Origin of the sequence: Acidovorax sp. CF316 (assembly GCF_000276605.1) — a bacterium.
Taxonomy (GTDB): domain Bacteria; phylum Pseudomonadota; class Gammaproteobacteria; order Burkholderiales; family Burkholderiaceae_C; genus Acidovorax.
The window spans coordinates 13089-31488 of the sequence record NZ_AKJX01000242.1; the positions used below are offsets into that span (position 1 = coordinate 13089).

General features: G+C 69.3%; 13 protein-coding genes. 7 read left to right on the forward strand and 6 right to left on the reverse strand.

The window, feature by feature from the left end:
* Positions 1 to 61: 61 nt before the first annotated feature.
* From PMI14_RS28395 to boxA, 4 genes are all read left to right on the forward strand, one after another.
* A complete protein-coding gene (locus tag PMI14_RS28395; protein WP_007860072.1) occupies positions 62 to 1000 on the forward strand; it encodes a helix-turn-helix transcriptional regulator in 939 nt (312 codons plus the stop codon).
* Between the two features lie 178 nt (positions 1001 to 1178).
* Entirely contained in the window at positions 1179 to 2852 is a 1674-nt protein-coding gene (boxC, locus tag PMI14_RS28400; protein ID WP_007860073.1) for a 2,3-epoxybenzoyl-CoA dihydrolase, read from the forward strand.
* A 31-nt stretch (positions 2853 to 2883) separates the two neighbouring features.
* Positions 2884 to 4311, forward strand: coding sequence for a benzoyl-CoA 2,3-epoxidase subunit BoxB (gene boxB, locus PMI14_RS28405; RefSeq protein ID WP_007860074.1), 1428 nt, complete (start codon positions 2884 to 2886; stop codon positions 4309 to 4311).
* Positions 4312 to 4423: 112 nt separating this feature from the next.
* Complete coding sequence (boxA, locus tag PMI14_RS28410) at positions 4424 to 5698, forward strand: benzoyl-CoA 2,3-epoxidase subunit BoxA (RefSeq protein ID WP_007860076.1); 1275 nt, start codon at positions 4424 to 4426, stop codon at positions 5696 to 5698.
* Here the strand turns inward: boxA and PMI14_RS28415 are convergent.
* From PMI14_RS28415 to PMI14_RS28425, 3 genes are all read right to left on the reverse strand, one after another.
* Positions 5695 to 6456, reverse strand: a complete 762-nt coding sequence (locus PMI14_RS28415) for an SGNH/GDSL hydrolase family protein (RefSeq protein WP_007860082.1) — start codon at positions 6454 to 6456, stop codon at positions 5695 to 5697. The genes boxA and PMI14_RS28415 overlap by 4 nt on opposite strands.
* Before the next feature lie 129 nt (positions 6457 to 6585).
* Positions 6586 to 7977 (reverse strand): SPOR domain-containing protein, encoded by a 1392-nt coding sequence (locus PMI14_RS28420; RefSeq protein ID WP_035206197.1) that lies wholly within the window; start codon positions 7975 to 7977, stop codon positions 6586 to 6588.
* A gap of 73 nt (positions 7978 to 8050) precedes the next feature.
* Complete coding sequence (locus tag PMI14_RS28425) at positions 8051 to 9046, reverse strand: YcjF family protein (RefSeq protein WP_007860087.1); 996 nt, start codon at positions 9044 to 9046, stop codon at positions 8051 to 8053.
* 175 nt (positions 9047 to 9221) lie between these two features.
* Here PMI14_RS28425 and PMI14_RS28430 point away from each other — a divergent pair, with 175 nt between their 5' ends.
* Positions 9222 to 9875, forward strand: a complete 654-nt coding sequence (locus PMI14_RS28430; protein WP_007860089.1) for a DsbA family oxidoreductase — start codon at positions 9222 to 9224, stop codon at positions 9873 to 9875.
* 30 nt (positions 9876 to 9905) lie between these two features.
* Here the strand turns inward: PMI14_RS28430 and PMI14_RS28435 are convergent, their stop codons facing one another.
* The 3 genes from PMI14_RS28435 to cphA (PMI14_RS28445) all read right to left on the reverse strand — a co-directional run bounded on the left by PMI14_RS28435 (position 9906) and on the right by cphA (PMI14_RS28445) (position 15249).
* On the reverse strand, positions 9906 to 10391 hold the full coding sequence (locus tag PMI14_RS28435) for a CreA family protein (protein ID WP_007860091.1): 486 nt from the start codon (positions 10389 to 10391) through the stop codon (positions 9906 to 9908).
* Positions 10388 to 12967 (reverse strand): cyanophycin synthetase, encoded by a 2580-nt coding sequence (gene cphA / locus PMI14_RS28440; RefSeq protein ID WP_007860093.1) that lies wholly within the window; start codon positions 12965 to 12967, stop codon positions 10388 to 10390. Before cphA (PMI14_RS28440) ends, PMI14_RS28435 begins: the two co-directional genes overlap by 4 nt.
* Positions 12968 to 13041: 74 nt before the next feature.
* The gene (cphA, locus tag PMI14_RS28445) at positions 13042 to 15249 is read right to left on the reverse strand and encodes a cyanophycin synthetase (RefSeq protein WP_035206195.1); all 2208 of its coding nucleotides are present in this window, start codon (positions 15247 to 15249) and stop codon (positions 13042 to 13044) included.
* Between the two features lie 231 nt (positions 15250 to 15480).
* Here cphA (PMI14_RS28445) and PMI14_RS28450 point away from each other — a divergent pair, with 231 nt between their 5' ends.
* Both PMI14_RS28450 and PMI14_RS28455 read left to right on the forward strand, forming a co-directional pair.
* Positions 15481 to 17769, forward strand: coding sequence for an ABC transporter transmembrane domain-containing protein (locus tag PMI14_RS28450; RefSeq protein ID WP_035206199.1), 2289 nt, complete (start codon positions 15481 to 15483; stop codon positions 17767 to 17769).
* 31 nt (positions 17770 to 17800) lie between these two features.
* Positions 17801 to 18295 carry a DUF1854 domain-containing protein gene (locus tag PMI14_RS28455; protein WP_007860097.1) on the forward strand — a complete coding sequence of 165 codons (495 nt, stop codon included), beginning with the start codon at positions 17801 to 17803 and terminating at the stop codon, positions 18293 to 18295.
* Positions 18296 to 18400: the final 105 nt, after the last annotated feature.

The window sequence follows — 18400 nt, forward strand, 5'->3', positions numbered from 1 at the left end:
TAGTGCATATTTATTGGGGCTGCCGACCGCAGACAATCGGGTGGTGTGAACAAGGACGCGCATGAATGAGCAAGACGACGCAGTGCTGGCCACTGCGCCCACCGACGGCAACGGCGCTGCGGCGCCTGGCGGCGAGGCCCGCAACCCGCTGCTGACGGCGCTGGGCGAGCGCGTGCGCAACCTGCGCGCGCAGCGCGGGCTCACGCGCAAGGCCGTGGCCATTGCAGCCGATGTGTCCGAGCGCCACCTGGCCAACCTGGAGTACGGCACGGGCAATGCCTCCATCCTGGTGCTGCAGCAGGTGGCGGGTGCACTGCACTGCTCGCTGGCCGAGCTGGTGGGTGATGTCACGACCAGCTCGCCCGAGTGGCTGCTGATCCGCGAGCTGCTGGAAAACCGCAGCGAGGCCGACCTGCGCCGCGTGCGCCTGGCGCTGGGCGAACTGCTGGGCACGGCCTCGGTCGACCCGGCCCGGCACAGCCGCATTGCCCTGGTGGGGTTGCGCGGCGCGGGCAAGTCCACGCTGGGCCAAATGCTGGCGGACGACCTGGAGCTGCCCTTCGTGGAGCTGAGCCGCGAGATCGAGAAGCTGGCAGGCTGCAGCGTGCGTGAGATCCACGACCTCTACGGCACCAACGCCTACCGCCGCTACGAGCGCCGCGCGCTCGAGGAAACCATCCAGATCTACAGCGAGGTGGTCATCGCCACCCCGGGCGGCATCGTCTCCGACCCGGCCACCTTCAACGAGCTGCTGGCGCACTGCACCACGGTGTGGCTGCAGGCCGCGCCCGAAGAGCACATGGGCCGTGTGGCCGCGCAGGGCGACACCCGCCCCATGGCCGCCAGCAAGGAGGCCATGGACGACCTGCGCCGCATCCTGAGCGGGCGCGCGGCCTTCTATTCCAAGGCCGACCTCTCGGTGGATACCAGCGGCAAGAGCCTGGCCCAGGCGTTCCAAGGACTGCGCTCGGTGGCCAGACAGTCCATGAGCGCCTCCTGAGCGGCGCTCCCTCCACCGGCGGGCCGTAGCCGCCACACCTTTCGCAACGAAAAAGAGTACTCCAGGCATTGACGCGTCCGTAAACATGCAGCATGATGCATGTCATTGAAATCAAAAGCTGCATTATTTTTCTTGTTCCGAGGTTTGCAGCTGCTACCGGCCCCACAGGAGACATGCCATGACCGCCACCACCACCAGCGCCCCGGCGCGCGTCGACTACCGCACCGAACCCGGCCAGTACCGCCACTGGTCGCTCAGCGTCGAGGGCGCCGTTGCGCGCCTGTCGCTCAACATTGCCGAGGACGGTGGCATCCGCCCCGGCTACAAGCTCAAGCTCAACAGCTATGACCTGGGCGTGGACATCGAGCTCAACGACGCGCTCAACCGCGTGCGCTTCGAGCACCCCGGGGTGCGCAGCGTGGTCGTCACCAGCGGCAAGGACCGCATCTTCTGCTCGGGTGCCAACATCTTCATGCTGGGTGTCTCCAGCCACGCCTGGAAGGTGAACTTCTGCAAGTTCACCAACGAGACGCGCAACGGCATCGAGGATTCGTCGAAGCACTCGGGCCTCAAGTTCCTGGCCGCCGTCAACGGCGCCTGCGCTGGCGGCGGCTACGAGCTGGCCCTGGCCTGCGACGAGATCCTGCTGGTGGACGACCGCTCGTCCGCCGTCTCGCTGCCCGAGGTGCCGCTGCTGGGCGTGCTGCCCGGCACCGGCGGCCTGACCCGCGTGACCGACAAGCGCCACGTGCGCCACGACCTGGCCGACATCTTCTGCACCAGTGTCGAAGGCGTGCGCGGCCAGCGCGCGGTGGAATGGCGCCTGGTGGATGCGGTGGCCAAGCCCGCCCAGTTCGCCGCCGCCGTGCAGGACCGCGCCGTGCAGCTTGCTGCGGGCAGCGACCGCCCGGCCGGTGCCAAGGGCGTGGCCCTGACCCGCCTGGAGCGCGAAGACGGTGTCGACAGCCTGGGCTACTCCCACGTGCAGGTGCAGATCGACCGCGCCAAGCGCACCGCCACCCTCACCGTGAAGGCGCCCAGCGGCGCGCAGCCTGCCGACATCGCCGCCATCGAGGCGGCCGGCACGGCCTGGTGGCCGCTGGCCCTGGCGCGCGAGCTCGACGATGCCATCCTCAACCTGCGCACCAACGAGCTCGACATCGGCACCTGGCTGCTCAAGACCGAGGGCGATGCCAAGGCCGTGCTCGCCTCCGACGCGGTGATGCTGGCCCACCAGGACCACTGGCTGGTGCGCGAGACCATCGGCGCGCTGCGCCGCGCGTTGGCGCGGCTGGACGTGTCCTCGCGCACCTTGTTCGCCGTGGTGCAGGAGGGCTCGTGCTTCGCCGGCACCCTGGCCGAGCTGGCCTTCGCGGCCGACCGCACCTACATGCTGGCCCTGCCCGACGATGCAGAGCGTGCACCCAAGCTCACGCTCAACGAATTCAACTTCGGCTTCTTCCCCATGGTCAACGACCAGAGCCGCCTGCAGCGCCGTTTCTATGAAGAGGCCGCACCGCTGGACGCCGCGCGCGCCGCGGCCGGCAAGCCGCTCGACGCCGACGAGGCCCTGGCCCTGGGCCTCGTGACCGCTGCGCCCGACGACATCGACTGGGACGACGAGTTGCGCATGGCCATCGAAGAGCGCGCCGCCATGTCGCCCGACGCCCTGACCGGCCTGGAAGCCAACCTGCGCTTTGCCAGCAAGGAGAACATGGCCACGCGCATCTTCGGCCGGCTCACCGCCTGGCAGAACTGGATCTTCAACCGACCCAACGCCGTGGGCGACAAGGGCGCGCTCAAGGTCTACGGCACCGGCGAGAAGGCCGGCTTCGACTTGAACCGCGTCTGACCCCGCCGCCCCAACCATCCAAGGAGCAACGATGAGCACGATCAACTACAGCGAGAAGATCCCCAACAACGTCAACCTCGGCGAAGACCGCACCCTGCAGCGCGCGCTCGAAGGCTGGCAGCCCAACTTCATCAACTGGTGGGACGACGTGGGCCCCGAGGGCTCGACCAACCACGAGGTCTACCTGCGCACCGCCGTGAGCGTGGACCCGCAGGGCTGGGCCCAGTTCGGCCACGTGAAGATGCGCGACTACCGCTGGGGCATCTTCCTGAACCCGGGCGATGCCAACCGCGAGATCCACTTCGGCGACCACAAGGGAGAGAAGGCCTGGCAGGACGTGCCCGGCGAGCACCGCGCCAACCTGCGCCGCATCATCGTGACGCAAGGCGACACCGAGCCCGCCTCGGTCGAGCAGCAACGCCACCTGGGCCTCACGGCGCCTAGCATGTACGACCTGCGCAACCTGTTCCAGATCAACGTGGAAGAGGGCCGCCACCTCTGGGCCATGGTCTACCTGCTGCACAAGCACTTCGGCCGCGACGGCCGCGAAGAGGCCGAGGCCCTGCTGCAGCGCACCTCGGGTGACGAGAACAACCCGCGCATTCTGGGGGCCTTCAACGAGGCCACGCCCGACTGGCTGGCGTTCTTCATGTTCACCTACTTCACGGACCGCGATGGCAAGTTCCAGCTTTCGGCCCTGGCCGAAAGCGCGTTCGACCCGCTGGCGCGCACCACCAAGTTCATGCTGACCGAAGAGGCGCACCACATGTTCGTGGGCGAGAGCGGCGTCTCGCGCGTGCTGGCCCGCACTGCCCAGGTGATGAACGAGCTCAAGACCGACGACCCGCAGAAGGTGCGTGCCGCCGGCGCCATCGACCTGGGCACGGTGCAGCGCTACCTGAACTTCCACTACAGCGTCACCATCGACCTCTTCGGTGCCGACCAGTCCAGCAACGCCGCCATCTTCTACAGCTCGGGCCTCAAGGGCCGCTACGAGGAGGGCAAGCGCACCGACGACCACGTGCTCAAGGGCCAGACCTACAAGGTGCTGGAGGTGCGTGACGGCCAGCTCGTCGAGAAGGAAGTCCCCATGCTCAACGCCCTGAACGAGGTGCTGCGCGACGACTTCATCAAGGACTCGGTGGCCGGCGTGGGCCGCTGGAACAAGGTGCTGGAAAAGGCCGGCATCCCCACCCGCCTGGTGGTGCCGCACAAGGCCTTCAACCGCCAGATCGGCGCGCTCGCGGGCATCAAGATGTCGCCCGAAGGCCGCGTGGTCAACGAGATGGAATGGGCCGCCAAGAAGGACGAATGGCTGCCCAGCCCCGAGGACTTCGCCTTCGTCGCATCGCTCATGGGCCGTGTGGTCGAGCCCGGCCAGTTCGCCGGCTGGATCGCGCCGCCGGTGATGGGCATCAACCGCCAGCCGGTCGATTTCGAGTACGTGCGTTTCGGCTGATGGACAAAGAAACGCCCTCGGGGTATGAACGAGGGCAGGGATGAGGGCAGGCCCCACGAAGACCAGACGCCCCATCCCAACCCCCTGGTGGGGGGTGACACAGGAGAACCATATGGACATGGCCGTTGAAGCCGGGGTCATCAAGCAGCATTTGATCGACCCGGAAATCTGCATCCGCTGCAACACCTGCGAGGCGACCTGCCCCGTCAACGCGATCACGCACGATGACAACAACTACGTCGTGCGCGCCGACATCTGCAATGGCTGCATGGCCTGCATCTCGCCGTGCCCAACGGGCTCCATCGACAACTGGCGCACCATGCCGCTGGTGCGCGCCTATTCCATCGAGGAGCAGCTGACCTGGGAGTCGCTGCCCGCCGAACTCTCGCCCGAGGAACTGGCGGCCGCCGGCGTCGATGCCGACACGGCAGAGGCCCCTGCCGCTGCACCCGCCGCCGTGGCCACGGCAGAACCCGGCGTGCAGCCCCAGCCGCCCATGCACCGTGGCGCCACCGTGCCGCCCTGGTCGGCCGCGCACGCCTACACCAACCTCTACCCGCCCAAGGCGCCTACCACGGCCACCGTGGTCGGCAACTTCAACTGCACCGAGGCCGGCTTCGAGAGCGAGACCCACCACGTGGTGCTCGACTTCGGCAGCCTGCCGTTTCCGGTGCTGGAGGGCCAGTCCATCGGCATCATTCCCCCGGGCACCGATGCCCTGGGCAAGCGCCACCATGCGCGCCAGTATTCGATCGCCAGCGCGCGCAACGGCGAGCGGCCGGGCTACAACAACCTGGCGCTCACCGTCAAGCGCGTCACCTCCGACCACGACGGCACCCCGGTGCGCGGCGTGGCATCGAACTACGTCTGCGACCTCCAGGTGGGCGACAAGGTGGAGGTGGTGGGGCCGTTCGGCCACTCCTTCCTGATGCCCAACCACCCCAAGTCGCATGTGGTGATGATCTGCACCGGCACGGGCAGCGCGCCCATGCGCGCCATGACCGAGTGGCGCCGGCGCCTGCGCAAGAGCGGCAAGTTCGAGGGCGGCAAGCTGATGCTGTTCTTTGGCGCGCGCACTCAGCAGGAGTTGCCCTACTTCGGCCCGCTGCAAAGCCTGCCCAAGGACTTCATCGACATCAACCTGGCCTTCTCGCGCACCCCGGGCCAGCCCCGGCGCTATGTGCAGGACCTGATGCGCGAGCGCGCACCCGACCTGGCCGGGCTGCTGCGCGACGGCAACAGCCACTTCTATGTCTGCGGCCTCAAGAGCATGGAAGAGGGCGTGGTGCTCGCCCTGCGCGACGTGGCGGCCGATGCGGGCCTGGACTGGGAGGCCCTGGCGGCCACCCTGGCGCGCGAAGGGCGCCTGCATCTGGAGACGTACTAGCCACCCGTCAAGCTGGCCAGGCCTTCCTGCTTGACCAGCTCCTCGTACCACTGCTGGTAGCCTGCGCTGCTCGGGTGCAGGCCGTCGGCCGCATGCAGCTCGTCGGCACGTTGCACGAACGGGTCCTGTGCGCGCGGCTTGAGCAGGCGCACATAGCGCACGCCGCTGTCGAGGGCCACGGTCTGCGCGGTGGCATGCAGCCGCTTGGAGCGGCTTTCCATGAACCATGACACCGGCGGCACGAACAGGGGCGCATGGCCGACGTTGCCGCAGGGCATTAGCACCACCTGCCTGCCGCGCGCCTTGGCCGTGCGGATGGCCTGCTCCATGTGGCCGTGCAGCTGCTGTTCCGACGTCAACCGGATCACGTCATTGCCACCGGCGAGCACCAGCACCAGGTCGTAGCCCGTGCCGGCACGCTCGAGCTGGCCCTGCACGTCCTCGAACTTGGCGCCATTGGAGGCCAGGTTGTCGATCTGCCAGCGCGGGTGGGCCATGCCGATGCGCCCGGCCAGGCTGTCCTCGGGGCGCGCTGCGCCGGTGCCCACGGCCGTGCTGTCGCCGACCACGAGGATGCGCCGCTCGGGCTGGGCCGGTTGGGCGGTGTAGGGGCGCGAGGCCTTGGCCAGGTCCGAGGCCGTCATCAGGCGCCAGGGCGCGCAGCCCGTGAGCAGCAAGGCGCCTGCCGCGATGGCGGCCAAGGTCCACCAGCGGGGGCGCAGGGCGTGAAGGGGGGGCTGGCGGGCAGGGGTGGGCATGGGGCGATGGTGCAGGGCGACACAGGTCGATACTGCAGAGTACGCGCCGAAACCGGCGCTGGATGTCGGCTGCCTCAATGCCTGCGCGTAGGACGCGGGGCCACGCCGGTCCGCTCCTGCGCGCGGGGCCTATTTCTTGAACACCACGGCCTCCAGCCCCATGCGCTGGATGGCCTGCGCGGCCGTGTCGGCCTCGGCCTTGGAGTCGAAGGGGCCCACGCGCACGCGGATGCGGGTGCCCTTGGCGCTTTCCAGCGGCTGGCGGAAGGCCGGCAGGCCTTCGTTGAGCAGGCGCGACTGCGTCTTGCGCGCATTGGCCTCTTCGGCGAACAGGCCGACGTTGATGTAGAAGCCCGGTGCGCTGCCCACCATGGTGAGTTCGGGGTCGCTGGCCGCCGACGCAGGCGGCCGCGACGGTGCAGGGGGGGATGCCTTGCTGGCGGCCTTGCCCGCGGCAGCGGGCGTCGCGGGTTTGGACGCCGGGGTGGCCGGGTTGCCGGCCTTGGCCTTGGTGCCCGCAGCCGATGTGGCAGCTGCGGGCGCTTGAGCGGCCGACGGTGCCGGTTTGCTGGTGGGGGCGGCCGGTGCCATCGCCTTGGGGGCGGAAGCGGTAGCCGTGATCGGTGGCGCAGGTTTGGCTGCCGGCAGGGCCGGTGGCACGGGCGGCGCAGCGGCCGCGGGGCTGCTGGCCGGCTGGCGGCGTGATGCCGCGGCGGGCGCGGCCACGGGGGCGGGTGCGGACGCCACGGCCGCGGGCGCAGAAGCTTCCTGCGCGCTGGCGGGGGCAGCGGCGCTGGGCGGTGCCACTGCTTCCGGTGGGGCGGGCGGCGCAGAGGCAGCGCTGCGCAGCACCGACACGGCGGCCAGCCCGGAGGTGGGGTTGGAAGCCGGGGCGGCAGGGGCAGAAGGAGCCGAGGTGGTCGAGGCGGCAGCCCTGGCAGGCTCCGCCGCGCCACCCGGCGGGAACAGCATGTAGGCCAGCAGGGCCGTCGCCACCACGACCACATGCCCGATGACCACGCTGCTCAGCCGCTGGCGCGAACTGGCCTGGCGCTCCAGCAGCGCGGCGGCCTCGGGCACGGTGCGCGAGGCCGACAGGGCGCGCGCAATGCGCTTGCGGATCTCGGTGTGCAGCACGGCGTTGGCGAACAGCCCGGGCAGCGCGCAACTGAACAACGCGATGGCCGCCAGGATGCCCCACTCCACCGGTTGGGGCCAGTTCAGGAACTGCCGGCCCAGGCCGAACACCAGCAGCGCCAGGCCCTCGGCCGCGGCCACGTAGACCAGGGCCGCACCCCAGAGCTGGCGAAACACCAGCCAGCTCAGCGTGAACAGCGCCGCCGGCCAGTTCCAGGTGGTGGTGGTGCGCCCCGCATCGTCGAAGCGCGCAAAGATGGGCAGGTAGTGCTCGGTATTCACCGGGCCCAGGGCCACGCGGTACAGCGCCGTCATGGCGTTGTCCGACGGAGAGTCCAGCGACATGGGTGCGATGGCGTTGGCAGGGTCCAGTGTCAAGGGCATGCCCGATTCTGGCATGGGCCATGGCCCCTGTAAAAGAGGGAAGTGGCCGCCAGATTGGCGGTTCAAAGGTCGATCAGGCGCCACCCCTGACCATGGACATGACCTTGGCTGCATCCAGGGTCGCCGCCTTTTCGCGGATCTGCGGCAGGTACTGGGCCTGCAGGTCCTTGGCCGGGCCGAGCATGCTCTGGAAGCTCTCGCGCAGCACGGCCGTGCTCATCACCCGGTCGCCTGCGTAGTAGCGCCTGGCTACCTGGCCCAGGGCGTAGGTGGTGGCGAACGAAAAGGCCATGCCCGTGGCTGCCTGGCCGATGCCGCCGATGGTGCGGCCCGCCACCTTGCCCAGCAGGCCGCCGAGCAGCTTGCGACCGAACTGCTCGATGTACTGCGAGGCCATGCCCACGCCGGCCGCCGCGATGAAATCCTTGATGTGGCCCTGGTCCAGTTCCACGCCATGGGCCTTGCCGACGGCGTAGACCATCTTGACCTGCATGGGGATGATGGCCATCGACGCCCAGGACTGCGGCAGCAGCTCCAGCGCGCCGCACAGCAGCGCGTAGTTCAGGATGCTCTTGTCCAGTTCGGCGTCGGATACCTGCGCTGCAGCGCCGCGCACGGGCAGGGCCGCCGCGGCCGCCGTGCCCACGGCCACGGGCGCCAGGCCGCGCGCGATGGGGGCAGCGCGCTCGGCCACTTCCACGAGGGCATCGGCCTGCTGCTCGAAGGCCGCGGTGTCGCCGTCACCGAGCTGCAGCCAGCCCTTGAGCTGCGCCAGGAAGGCGCGCTCGGCCTCTGTCTGGCGCCCGTCCACGTCGCAGACGCAGACCGCCATTTCGTAGGCCAGCTGGCGCAGGCCCGGCTCGGTCAGCGCCGCCGCGGCGGCCTGGGCGCTGGTGCGCTGCAGCAGCACGTCCTGGACCAGGCGCGGCAGGTCGATGGCCGGCGCGTCCTGCGCCAGCGACTGGGCGATGCGCCGGATCTCCTCGCGCTCGCTGTCGCCCTTGTGGCCATCGGCGAAGGCGGCGAACAGGGCGATGGTGAGGATGGATTGCTGCTGGTCGATTTGCATGGTGGCGTGGCTCCTGAGGAAGCCATGGGTGGCAGGACAGGGGTGCAGTGTGGCAAACCCGGGCTTTTCCATCACTGCGGTGGGGGCTTGCAGGGGCTCCAATGGCCGTACCGCTGCAAGGACGCGCCAATCGTCCTAGGATATTGGCCAACCTATCTGACCTTCTGGTGACCGCATGACCACAGCCCTCAAGATCGATTTCGTCTCCGACGTCTCCTGCCCCTGGTGCATCATCGGCCTCAAGTCGCTGGAGCAGGCGGCCGAGCGCCTCAAGGGCGACGTTGCGCTCGACCTGCACTTCCAGCCTTTCGAGCTCAACCCCCAGATGGCCCCCGAAGGCCAGGACATCGCCGAGCACCTGCACGAGAAGTACGGCGCCACGCCCGAGCAGAGCCAGAAGAACCGCGACGCCATCGCCGCGCGCGGTGCGGCCCTGGGCTTCACCTTCAACATGGCGCAGCGCAGCCGCATCTACAACACTTTCGACGCCCACCGCCTGCTGCACTGGGCCGAGGAAGAGGGCGACAAGCAGCCCGCGCTCAAGCACGCACTGTTCAAGGCCTACTTCACCGACGGCCAGAGCCCCGGCGACCACGAGGTGCTGGCCCGCGTTGCCGCGGGGGTGGGGCTCGACGAGGCCGAGGCCCGCGCCGTGCTGGCATCGGACCGGTACGCTGACGCCGTGCGCGAGCGCGAGCAGTTCTACCTGCAGCAGGGCATCCACTCGGTGCCGGCCATCATCATCAACGACCGCCACCTGATCTCGGGCGGCCAGCCGCCCGAAGTCTTCGAGCAGGCCCTGCGCCAGATCGCATCCGGAAAAGCATGAAGAAAGGGCGCCGCGGCGCCCTTTGTTGATTTACTTCAGTGGAATCGGCATCGCCCGGTCCACCGGCACGGCCGTCACGCTGTTCTGCGGCGAGCCGTCCACCAGCTTTTCGGAGTAGGTCAGGTAGACCAGCGTGTTGCGCGCCGGGTCCACCATGCGCACCACGCGCAGGCGCTTGAACAGGATCGACAGGCGTTCGCTGAACACCTCCTCCTGCTTGCGCAGCGGCGCAGGGAAGCTCACCGGCCCGGTCTGGCGGCAGGCGATCGAGGCTTCGGAGCGGTCTTCCGCCAAGCCCAGCGATCCCTTGATGCCGCCCGTGCGGGCGCGCGAGACATAGCAGGTCACGCCCGCCACGGCCGGGTCGTCGTAGGCCTCGACGATGATGTCGTGGTCACGGCCCAGCAGCTTGAAGGCCGTGTCCACCGTGCCGATCTTGTCGGGCGCGGCGCTGGCGGCGCCCGCCAGCAGCGTGAAGGCGGCCAGGGTCGCCATGCGCAGTGCAGCGCGCGTCATGCCGTGGTCCCAGCTTCAGCGCAGCGCTTGGCCAGGTGGGCCAGGGCTTCCTCGACCTGGTCGACCAGCACCAGGCACAGGTCGCCCGGCTGCAGGCGGGAAAGGGCCGTGTCGATGGCGATGAACTCGCCGCGGATCTCTTCCACGTGCGTGGTGCGTGCCGCGCCGGCCAGGCCTTCGCGCAGCAGGGCCATCACCTCGCCGTCGCCACGGCCGCGCTGGGCCGCATCCTGGTACAGGATCACGTCGTCGAACGCGCCACCCAGGATCACGGTCTGCTCGCGGATGTCCTCGTCGCGCCGGTCACCGGCACCGCTGATGACCACGCTGCGGCGCTTGCCGGGCAGGGCGTCCACGGCAGCCACCAGGGCACGCATGGCGTCGGGGTTGTGACCGTAGTCGGCGATCACCGTGGCGCCGTTGTGGTCCATGATGTTGAAGCGCCCCGGTGCGTTGTCGCTGTCGTTCACGAAGCCCGACAGGCCGCGGCGGATGGTCTGCCATGGCAGGCCGGCACCCCAGGCGGCGGCCACCGAGGCCATGACGTTCTCAACCTGGAAGCCGATGCGGCCATTGCGCGTGATGGGCACGTCGCGCAGGTGGATGGTCTCGCGCCACGAGCCTTCGGAGGCGACGATGGAGTCGCCGTCCACGTACACCGTGCGGTTGCCCTGGGCGCGGTGCGTGGCCATCACGGGGTGGTGGCGGTCGCTCGCGAAGTAGATGATCTTGCCCGGGCAGGCCGGAGCCATGGCCGCCACGATGGGGTCGGCGGCGTTGAGCACGCCATAGCCATCGGGTGCCACGTTCTGCACGATCACGCGCTTGAGCACGGCCAGGTCTTCCACCGTGGTGATGTAGTTCAGGCCCAGGTGGTCGCCCGCGCCGATGTTGGTGACCACGGCCACCTGGCAGCGGTCGAAGCCCAGGCCCTCGCGCAGGATGCCGCCGCGCGCGGTCTCGAACACGGCCGCGTCCACCTCGGGGTGCAGCAGCACGTTGCGTGCGCTCTTCGGGCCGCTGCAGTCGCCGCTGTCGATCTGGCGGCCATTGACGTACACGCCATCGGTGTTGGTCATGCCCACGCGCAGGCCCTGGGCCGTGAACAGGTGGGCGATCAGGCGCGCCGTGGTGGTCTTGCCGTTGGTGCCGGTCACGGCAACCGTGGGGATGCGGCCGTCATCGCCATGGGCATAGAGCTTGTCCACCATGGCCTGGCCCACGTTGCGCGGCTTGCCGTACGAGGGCGCCAGGTGCATGCGCAGGCCGGGTGCGGCGTTCACTTCCACGAAGCCGCCGCCTTGCTCCTCCAGCGGGCGCAGCACGGTCTCTGCCACCATGTCCACGCCGCAGATGTGCAGGCCCACCATCTGGGCCGCGGCAATGGCGCGGGCGGCCACTTCGGGGTGCACGTCGTCGGTCACGTCGGTGGCGGTGCCGCCGGTGGACAGGTTGGCGTTGTTGCGCAGGATCACGCGCTGGCCCTTGGGCGGCACGGAATCGGGCGTCAGGTCCTGGGCCGCCAGGCGGGCCACGGCGATGTCGTCCAGGCGGATCTTGGTCAACGAGGTGGCATGGCCCTCGCCGCGGCGCGGGTCGAGGTTGACCTGCTCGACCAGTTCGCGCACGGTGTGCTGGCCGTCGCCCAGCACCTGGGGCGGCTCGCGGCGCGCTGCGGCCACGAGCTGGTCGCCCACCACCAGCAGGCGGAAGTCGTGGCCGGGCAGGAAGCGCTCGACCATCACCGTGCCGTACTCGGCCGCGTTGCGGTAGGCGGCATCGAGCTGGGCGCGGTCGGTGATGTTCACCGTGACGCCCTTGCCCTGGTTGCCGTCCTGGGGCTTGACCACCACGGGCAGGCCCACCTTCTGCGCCACTTCCCAGGCCTCGTCGATGCTCTCGACGGGCTTGCCCAGCGGCACGGGCACGCCGGCCGCATGCAGCAGGCGCTTGGTCAGGTCCTTGTCCTGGCCGATGGATTCGGCCACGGCGCTGGTGGAGTCCACCTCGGCGGCCTGGATGCGGCGCTGCTTGGAGCCCCAGCCGAACTGCACCAGGCTGCCCCGCGTGAGGCGCCGGTAGGGGATGCCGCGGGCCACGGCCGCGTCCACGATGGATCCTGTGCTCGGGCCCAGGCGCTCGTCCTCGTCGAGCTCGCGCAGGTCGGCAACGGCCTTTTCTGCGTCGAAGCTGCCCTGGCCCAGTGCGGCCTGGATCAGCTGCTGCGCGTCCTCGAAGGCCTTGCGGCCCACGGCCTCTTCGCTGTACTCCACCACCACCTGGTAGACGCCGGCGTCGGTGGTGGCCGTGGTGCGCGCGAAGGTCACGCGGCAGCCGGCCTGGGCCTGCAGGGCCAGGGCGGCAGTCTGCAGCACATGGGCCAGCGAGATGTCGCCGTCGCCGCCCTCGGGGTGCAGCGCGCCGATGGCGGGGAACAAGGCGCGCAGGCGCGCCTCGAACCCGTCCATCTGGCGGATGGCACGTTCGTTCTCATTGCAGGCCACGACGGCCTCGATGGCCATGTGGCGGCTCCACAGGTTGGGGCCGCGCAGGGCCCGGGTGCGGGATACATCCATGGAAAAGTCTCTTTCTCTGTGTCCATCGGGGCGGGCAGGCCCCGGAGTCATCGCAATGTTCGGTCTTTGGGGGCTCAAGTCCTCAACCCGGGCGGGGGCGGCAGGTCCGGCTCGAAGGTCTTGACGCCCGCGCCGATCAGGTCGGGGGCAATGTCCAGGGCCCAGGCGGCGCCCACGGCGGCCAGCAGGGCCTCGGTGTCGGGCACCACGGCATTGCGGCCGAAGGTCAGCTCGGCCAGCGTGCCCAGCACATGCTCGGCGCTGCCGGTGGCCAGCACCACGCGGCCGTTCTTGACGAGCACGGCACGTCCGTTGTCCTTGGCGCGGTGTTCGGTGATCGCGGGCAGTGCGGGGTCCTGCGCGTACAGCACCACGTCGCCATCGCACAGGCGGGCCAGGTCGACCACCTGCTCCTCGGCGGCGTTGAGCACGGCGGCACCGTCGGCGAGCACCACGTCCACCTGGGTGCGCAGCACCTTGGTCATCTGGTCCTGCTCGTGCACGTCGAACTCGGCCAGGGTGGCCACACCGTCCATGTCGGTCACCACGCCCACCTTGCAGCGGTCGTAGGCCAGGCCGTCGCGCAGGATGGTGCGGGCGTCGTTCTCGATCACGGCGGCCTGCACCATCTGGTTCATCAGCAGGCGGTGGGCGGCCTCCCAGTGGGCGCTGTCGGTGGCGTCCACGTGGCGGCGGTCCAGGAACAGGCCATCGCGGCAGGCCACGCCCGTGTGGCGGCCGCTCAGGTGCAGCAGCCAGGCCACGAGGCGGGAGATGGTGGCGGTGTTGCGCGTGCCGGCCACGCCCACCACGGGGATGCGGCCGGCCGTGCCCTCGGCATGGTCTTCGGTCGGGAACAGGTGCTCCACGATGGCCTGGCCCACGGGGCGCGGGGCTCCCACGGCGGGCTTCAGGTGCATCAGCAGGCCGGGGCCGGCGTTGACCTCGACGATGGCGCCACCCTGCGTGTGCAGCGGCTTGGAGATATCGAGCGCCACCATGTCGATGCCCGCGATATCCAGGCCCACCACCTTGGCAGCGAGCTGGGCGATGTAGGCGACCTCGGGGTGCACGTCGTCCGTGCAGTCCACGGCCACGTTGCCGTTGCGCTGCACGACGATGGTCCGGCCGGCGGCAGGCACGGAGTCGGCATCGAGGTCCTGGCGCTTGAGCTCCAGTTGCACCTTGGTGTCGGTGGCCAGGTCGATGATCTCGAGCGGGTATTCCTCCTCGTAGCCGCGGCGAGGGTCGGAGTTGAGCTGGCTGTCGATCAGCTCCTTCACCGTGGAGCGGCCGTTGCCGGTGATGCTGACCACCTCGCCGCGCGCGGCGGCAACCACCTTGCCGCCCACCACCAGCAGGCGGTGCTCGTCGCCGGGGATGAAGCTCTCGACCATCACGTCGCTGCCCTCGGGGTAGGCCACATGGTAGGCCGCCTCGATGTCTGCCTGCTTGCGCAGGTCCAGGGTCACGCCGCGGCCATGGTTGCCGTCCGAGGGCTTGACCACCACGGGCAGGCCGATGTCCTGCGCTGCTTCCCAGGCTTCCTCGGGGCTGTTGACCACCTGGCCTTCGGGGATGGGCACGCCGCAGGCCTTGAGGAGGCCCTTGGTCAGGTCCTTGTCGCTGGCGATGCCTTCGGCGATGGCGCTGGTGAATTCGGTCTCGGCGGTCCAGATGCGGCGCTGGCTGGCGCCGTAGCCCAGTTGCACCAGGTTGCCGTCGTTCAGGCGGATGTGGGGGATGCTGCGGTCGGTGGCGGCCGTGACGATGCAGGCCGTGCTGGGGCCCAGGTACTGGTCGTCCACCTCGGTGCGCACGCGCGCCACGGCGGCGGCCACGTCGAAAGGCTCGTCGTTGATGGCTGACATCAGCAGGCGGTGGCCCTGGGCCAGGGCCACGCGGGCCACCTGCTCGTCACGCGCCCGGAACACCATGCGGTACACGCCGCGCTGCGAGGTGCTGCGCGTCTGGCCGAAGCCCGTGGGCATGCCGGCCAGGTTGAGCAGTTCGATCACGATGTGCTCCAGCACATGGCCGCACCAGGTGCCTTCCTCCAGGCGCTGCAGGAAGCCGCCGCGCTCGCCCACGCCGCAGTGGTGCTCGATCAGGGCCGGCAGCCAGGCCGTCAGGCGCTCATTGAGGCCGGGCAGGGTGTGCGAGGGATGGTCTTCCAGCACACCCAGGTCCAGCCAGACTTCCAGCACGGGCCGGTAGGTCCAGATGTTGGGTCCACGCAGGTAGTTGATGCGAAGCAGTTGGATGTCGTTGAATTTCGCCATGGGTTGCAGCGGGTAGGGGTTCCGGCCTTTCGGGGCTATGCGGGGGAGGACAACGAGAATATGGGGGAACATTGTGCTCCACTCGGATGGCAGCATTGGCTGTCAGCCAGGGAGCCGTCGCAGACGTTACAGGTGGATGCCTTGGCGTCCTTGCGTGCAGTATCGGGGAGAATTCGCGCTGTGGCGCAATCGGTGACCGCTGGCTGCCAGGGGCGCAAATACCAATCCAACATGCAACATCACCATTCTGTGGACGCCTCCGGTGTCTTTTCCGGCCCCCTGGGGGCCGATCTGCGGGCCATGCTCGCTTCCCAAGAGAACGTGCTGGCCACGTTACAGGTTGACCTGAGCGGCGAACTGCGTTTCGCCACGGGCTGGGTGGTGGTGACTTCCGAGCGCCTGCTGGCCTGCGATCCTGGCACCAGCGCCTGGCGCGCATGGCCGCGGGCCCCGGGCCTGGCGCTGCGCATGCACGACCACGGCGGCATCGGGGCGCTGGAGCTGCACGATGCCGATGCGCGGCTGGCGCTGTGGCGCTTCACCCTGGGCCAGCATGCCCAGGCGCTGCGCCTGGTGCAGCGCTTCGAGCAGCCCGCCGGCGCCGCGCAGGCGGACGAGGCCACCTGCCCCCAGTGCCACGCCCCCCTGCCGCCCGATACCGAGGAGTGCCCCGCCTGCGCACGCGCCCAGCCGCCGCAGACCTCTACCTGGGTGCTGCTGCGCCTGTGGCGCTTTGCCCGGCCCTACCGCAAGCAACTGGCCGCGGGCTTCTGCCTGACGCTGGCCTCCACGGCGGCCACGCTGGTGCCGCCCTACCTGACCATCCCGCTGATGGACGACATCCTGATCCCGTTCCAGAACGGGCAGAAGATCGAGCCCGGCCTGGTGCTGCTGTACCTCAGCGGCCTGCTGGCGTCGGCCCTGGCGGCCTGGGGCCTGTCCTGGGCGCGCACCTACATCCTGGCGCTGGTGTCCGAGCGCATCGGCGCCGACCTGCGCACCACCACCTACGAGCACCTGCTGCGCCTGTCGCTCGACTACTTCGGCGGCAAGCGCACTGGCGACCTCATGGCGCGCATCGGCTCGGAGACGGACCGCATCAACGTTTTCCTTTCGTTGCATGCCCTGGACTTCGTGACCGATGTGCTCATGATCATGATGACGGCGGCCATCCTGTTCTCCATCAACCCCTGGCTGGCCCTGGTCACGCTGGTGCCGCTGCCCTTCATCGCCTGGATGATCCACACCGTGCGCGACCGCCTGCGCACCGGCTTCGAGAAGATCGACCGCGTCTGGTCCGAGGTCACCAACGTGCTGGCCGATACCATCCCCGGTATCCGCGTGGTCAAGGCCTTCGCCCAGGAAAAGCGCGAGGCCCAGCGCTTTCGAGATGCCAACCAGCACAACCTGGAGGTCAACGACAAGCTCAACAAGACCTGGTCGCTGTTCACCCCCACGGTGTCGCTGCTCACCGAGATCGGCCTGCTCGTGGTCTGGGCCTTCGGCATCTGGCTGGTCTCGCGCAACCAGATCACGGTGGGTGTGCTCACCGCCTTCATCGCCTACATCGGGCGCTTCTACAGCCGGCTCGATTCCATGAGCCGCATCGTCTCGGTCACGCAGAAGGCCGCCGCCGGCGCCAAGCGCATCTTCGACATCCTGGACCACGTGAGCAACGTGCCCGACCCGGCCCAGCCGGTCCAGGTGGACAAGGTGCAGGGCGCCATCGCCATGCGCAACGTGGGCTTCCGCTACGGCAGCCGCGCAGTGATCAAGGGCCTGGACCTGGATATCCGCCCCGGCGAGATGATCGGCCTGGTGGGCCACAGCGGCTCGGGCAAGAGCACCCTGGTGAACCTGATCAGCCGCTTCTACGACGTGAGCGACGGCTCCATCCAGGTCGATGGCGTGGACATCCGCCGCTTCGCCGTGGCCGACTACCGGCGCCACATCGGCCTGGTGCTGCAGGAACCCTTCCTGTTCTTCGGCACCATTGCCGAGAACATCGCCTATGGCAAGCCCGAGGCCACGCGCGAGGAGATCGTCGCGGCGGCCCGCGCAGCGCATGCGCATGAATTCATCCTGCGCCTGCCGCACGGCTATGACTCGCTGGTGGGCGAGCGCGGTCAGGGCCTGTCGGGCGGCGAGCGCCAGCGCATCAGCATCGCGCGCGCGCTCCTGATCGACCCGCGCATCCTGATCCTGGACGAGGCCACCTCGGCGGTGGACACCGAGACCGAGAAGGAAATCCAGAAGGCCCTGGACAACCTGGTGCAGGGCCGCACCACGATCGCCATCGCCCACCGCTTGTCCACCCTGCGCAAGGCCGACCGCCTGGTGGTGATGGACCGCGGCGAGGTGGTGGAGGTGGGGCCGCACGACGAGCTCATGGAGAAACAGGGCGCCTACTGGCGGCTGTACGAAGCCCAGGCCCGCCGTGCCGAAGAGGACGCCCAGGCCGCCGGCGTGATCATCGACAGCAGCCTGCTGCACCCGGCCCACCCTGCGGGCAGCGCCTGAGCGCCACCCTTCGACGGACAACGACACCGCCATGACCGACCTGACGACCCCTTCCCCGACCCGCCCGCTGCAGCTGCACCGCAATCCGCACGGGCGCCTGGTGCTGACCCAGCCCGACGGCACCGTGCACGAGGGCGTGGTGCCCGTGCGCGCCTTTCCCATCGCCGCCCCGGCCGAAGGCCTGTCCCTGGTGGGCAGCGACGGCCACGAGCTGGTGTGGCTGGACCGCCTCGACCAGCTGCCCCCGGCCGGGCGCACCCTGGTCGAAGAGGAGCTGGCGGTGCGGGAGTTTGTGCCCACTATCGAAAAAATTACTGCCGTATCGAGTTTTTCGACCCCCAGCACCTGGGATGTGGAGACCGACCGGGGCCTTGCGCGCCTGGTGCTCAAGGCCGAGGAAGACATCCGCCGGCTCGGCGGGCGCACCCGGCTACTGATTGCTGCCGGCGAGGGCGTGCAGTTCAAGGTGCCCGACACCACTCTGCTCGATCGCCAGTCGCGCCGCTTCCTCGAGCGCTTTCTCTGAGAACCTGTTTACGGTCTCGCAGGGGATCGCGTTGGAGCGCAATCGGGATGAGTGGATGCTTCGGATGCGCCGCATGGGCTCGTGCCCATGCAAGCAGCCGGGGCG

What these genes read in the sequence shown, in the direction of transcription:
- PMI14_RS28395 (WP_007860072.1), top strand. Translation starts at nt 62, where the DNA reads ATGAATGAGCAAGACGACGCAGTGCTGGCCACTGCGCCCACCGACGGC.
- boxC (WP_007860073.1), top strand. Translation starts at nt 1,179, where the DNA reads ATGACCGCCACCACCACCAGCGCCCCGGCGCGCGTCGACTACCGCACC.
- boxB (WP_007860074.1), top strand. Translation starts at nt 2,884, where the DNA reads ATGAGCACGATCAACTACAGCGAGAAGATCCCCAACAACGTCAACCTC.
- boxA (WP_007860076.1), top strand. Translation starts at nt 4,424, where the DNA reads ATGGACATGGCCGTTGAAGCCGGGGTCATCAAGCAGCATTTGATCGAC.
- PMI14_RS28415 (WP_007860082.1), bottom strand. Translation starts at nt 6,456, where the DNA reads ATGCCCACCCCTGCCCGCCAGCCCCCCCTTCACGCCCTGCGCCCCCGC.
- PMI14_RS28420 (WP_035206197.1), bottom strand. Translation starts at nt 7,977, where the DNA reads ATGCCCTTGACACTGGACCCTGCCAACGCCATCGCACCCATGTCGCTG.
- PMI14_RS28425 (WP_007860087.1), bottom strand. Translation starts at nt 9,046, where the DNA reads ATGCAAATCGACCAGCAGCAATCCATCCTCACCATCGCCCTGTTCGCC.
- PMI14_RS28430 (WP_007860089.1), top strand. Translation starts at nt 9,222, where the DNA reads ATGACCACAGCCCTCAAGATCGATTTCGTCTCCGACGTCTCCTGCCCC.
- PMI14_RS28435 (WP_007860091.1), bottom strand. Translation starts at nt 10,391, where the DNA reads ATGACGCGCGCTGCACTGCGCATGGCGACCCTGGCCGCCTTCACGCTG.
- cphA (WP_007860093.1), bottom strand. Translation starts at nt 12,967, where the DNA reads ATGGATGTATCCCGCACCCGGGCCCTGCGCGGCCCCAACCTGTGGAGC.
- cphA (WP_035206195.1), bottom strand. Translation starts at nt 15,249, where the DNA reads ATGGCGAAATTCAACGACATCCAACTGCTTCGCATCAACTACCTGCGT.
- PMI14_RS28450 (WP_035206199.1), top strand. Translation starts at nt 15,481, where the DNA reads ATGCAACATCACCATTCTGTGGACGCCTCCGGTGTCTTTTCCGGCCCC.
- PMI14_RS28455 (WP_007860097.1), top strand. Translation starts at nt 17,801, where the DNA reads ATGACCGACCTGACGACCCCTTCCCCGACCCGCCCGCTGCAGCTGCAC.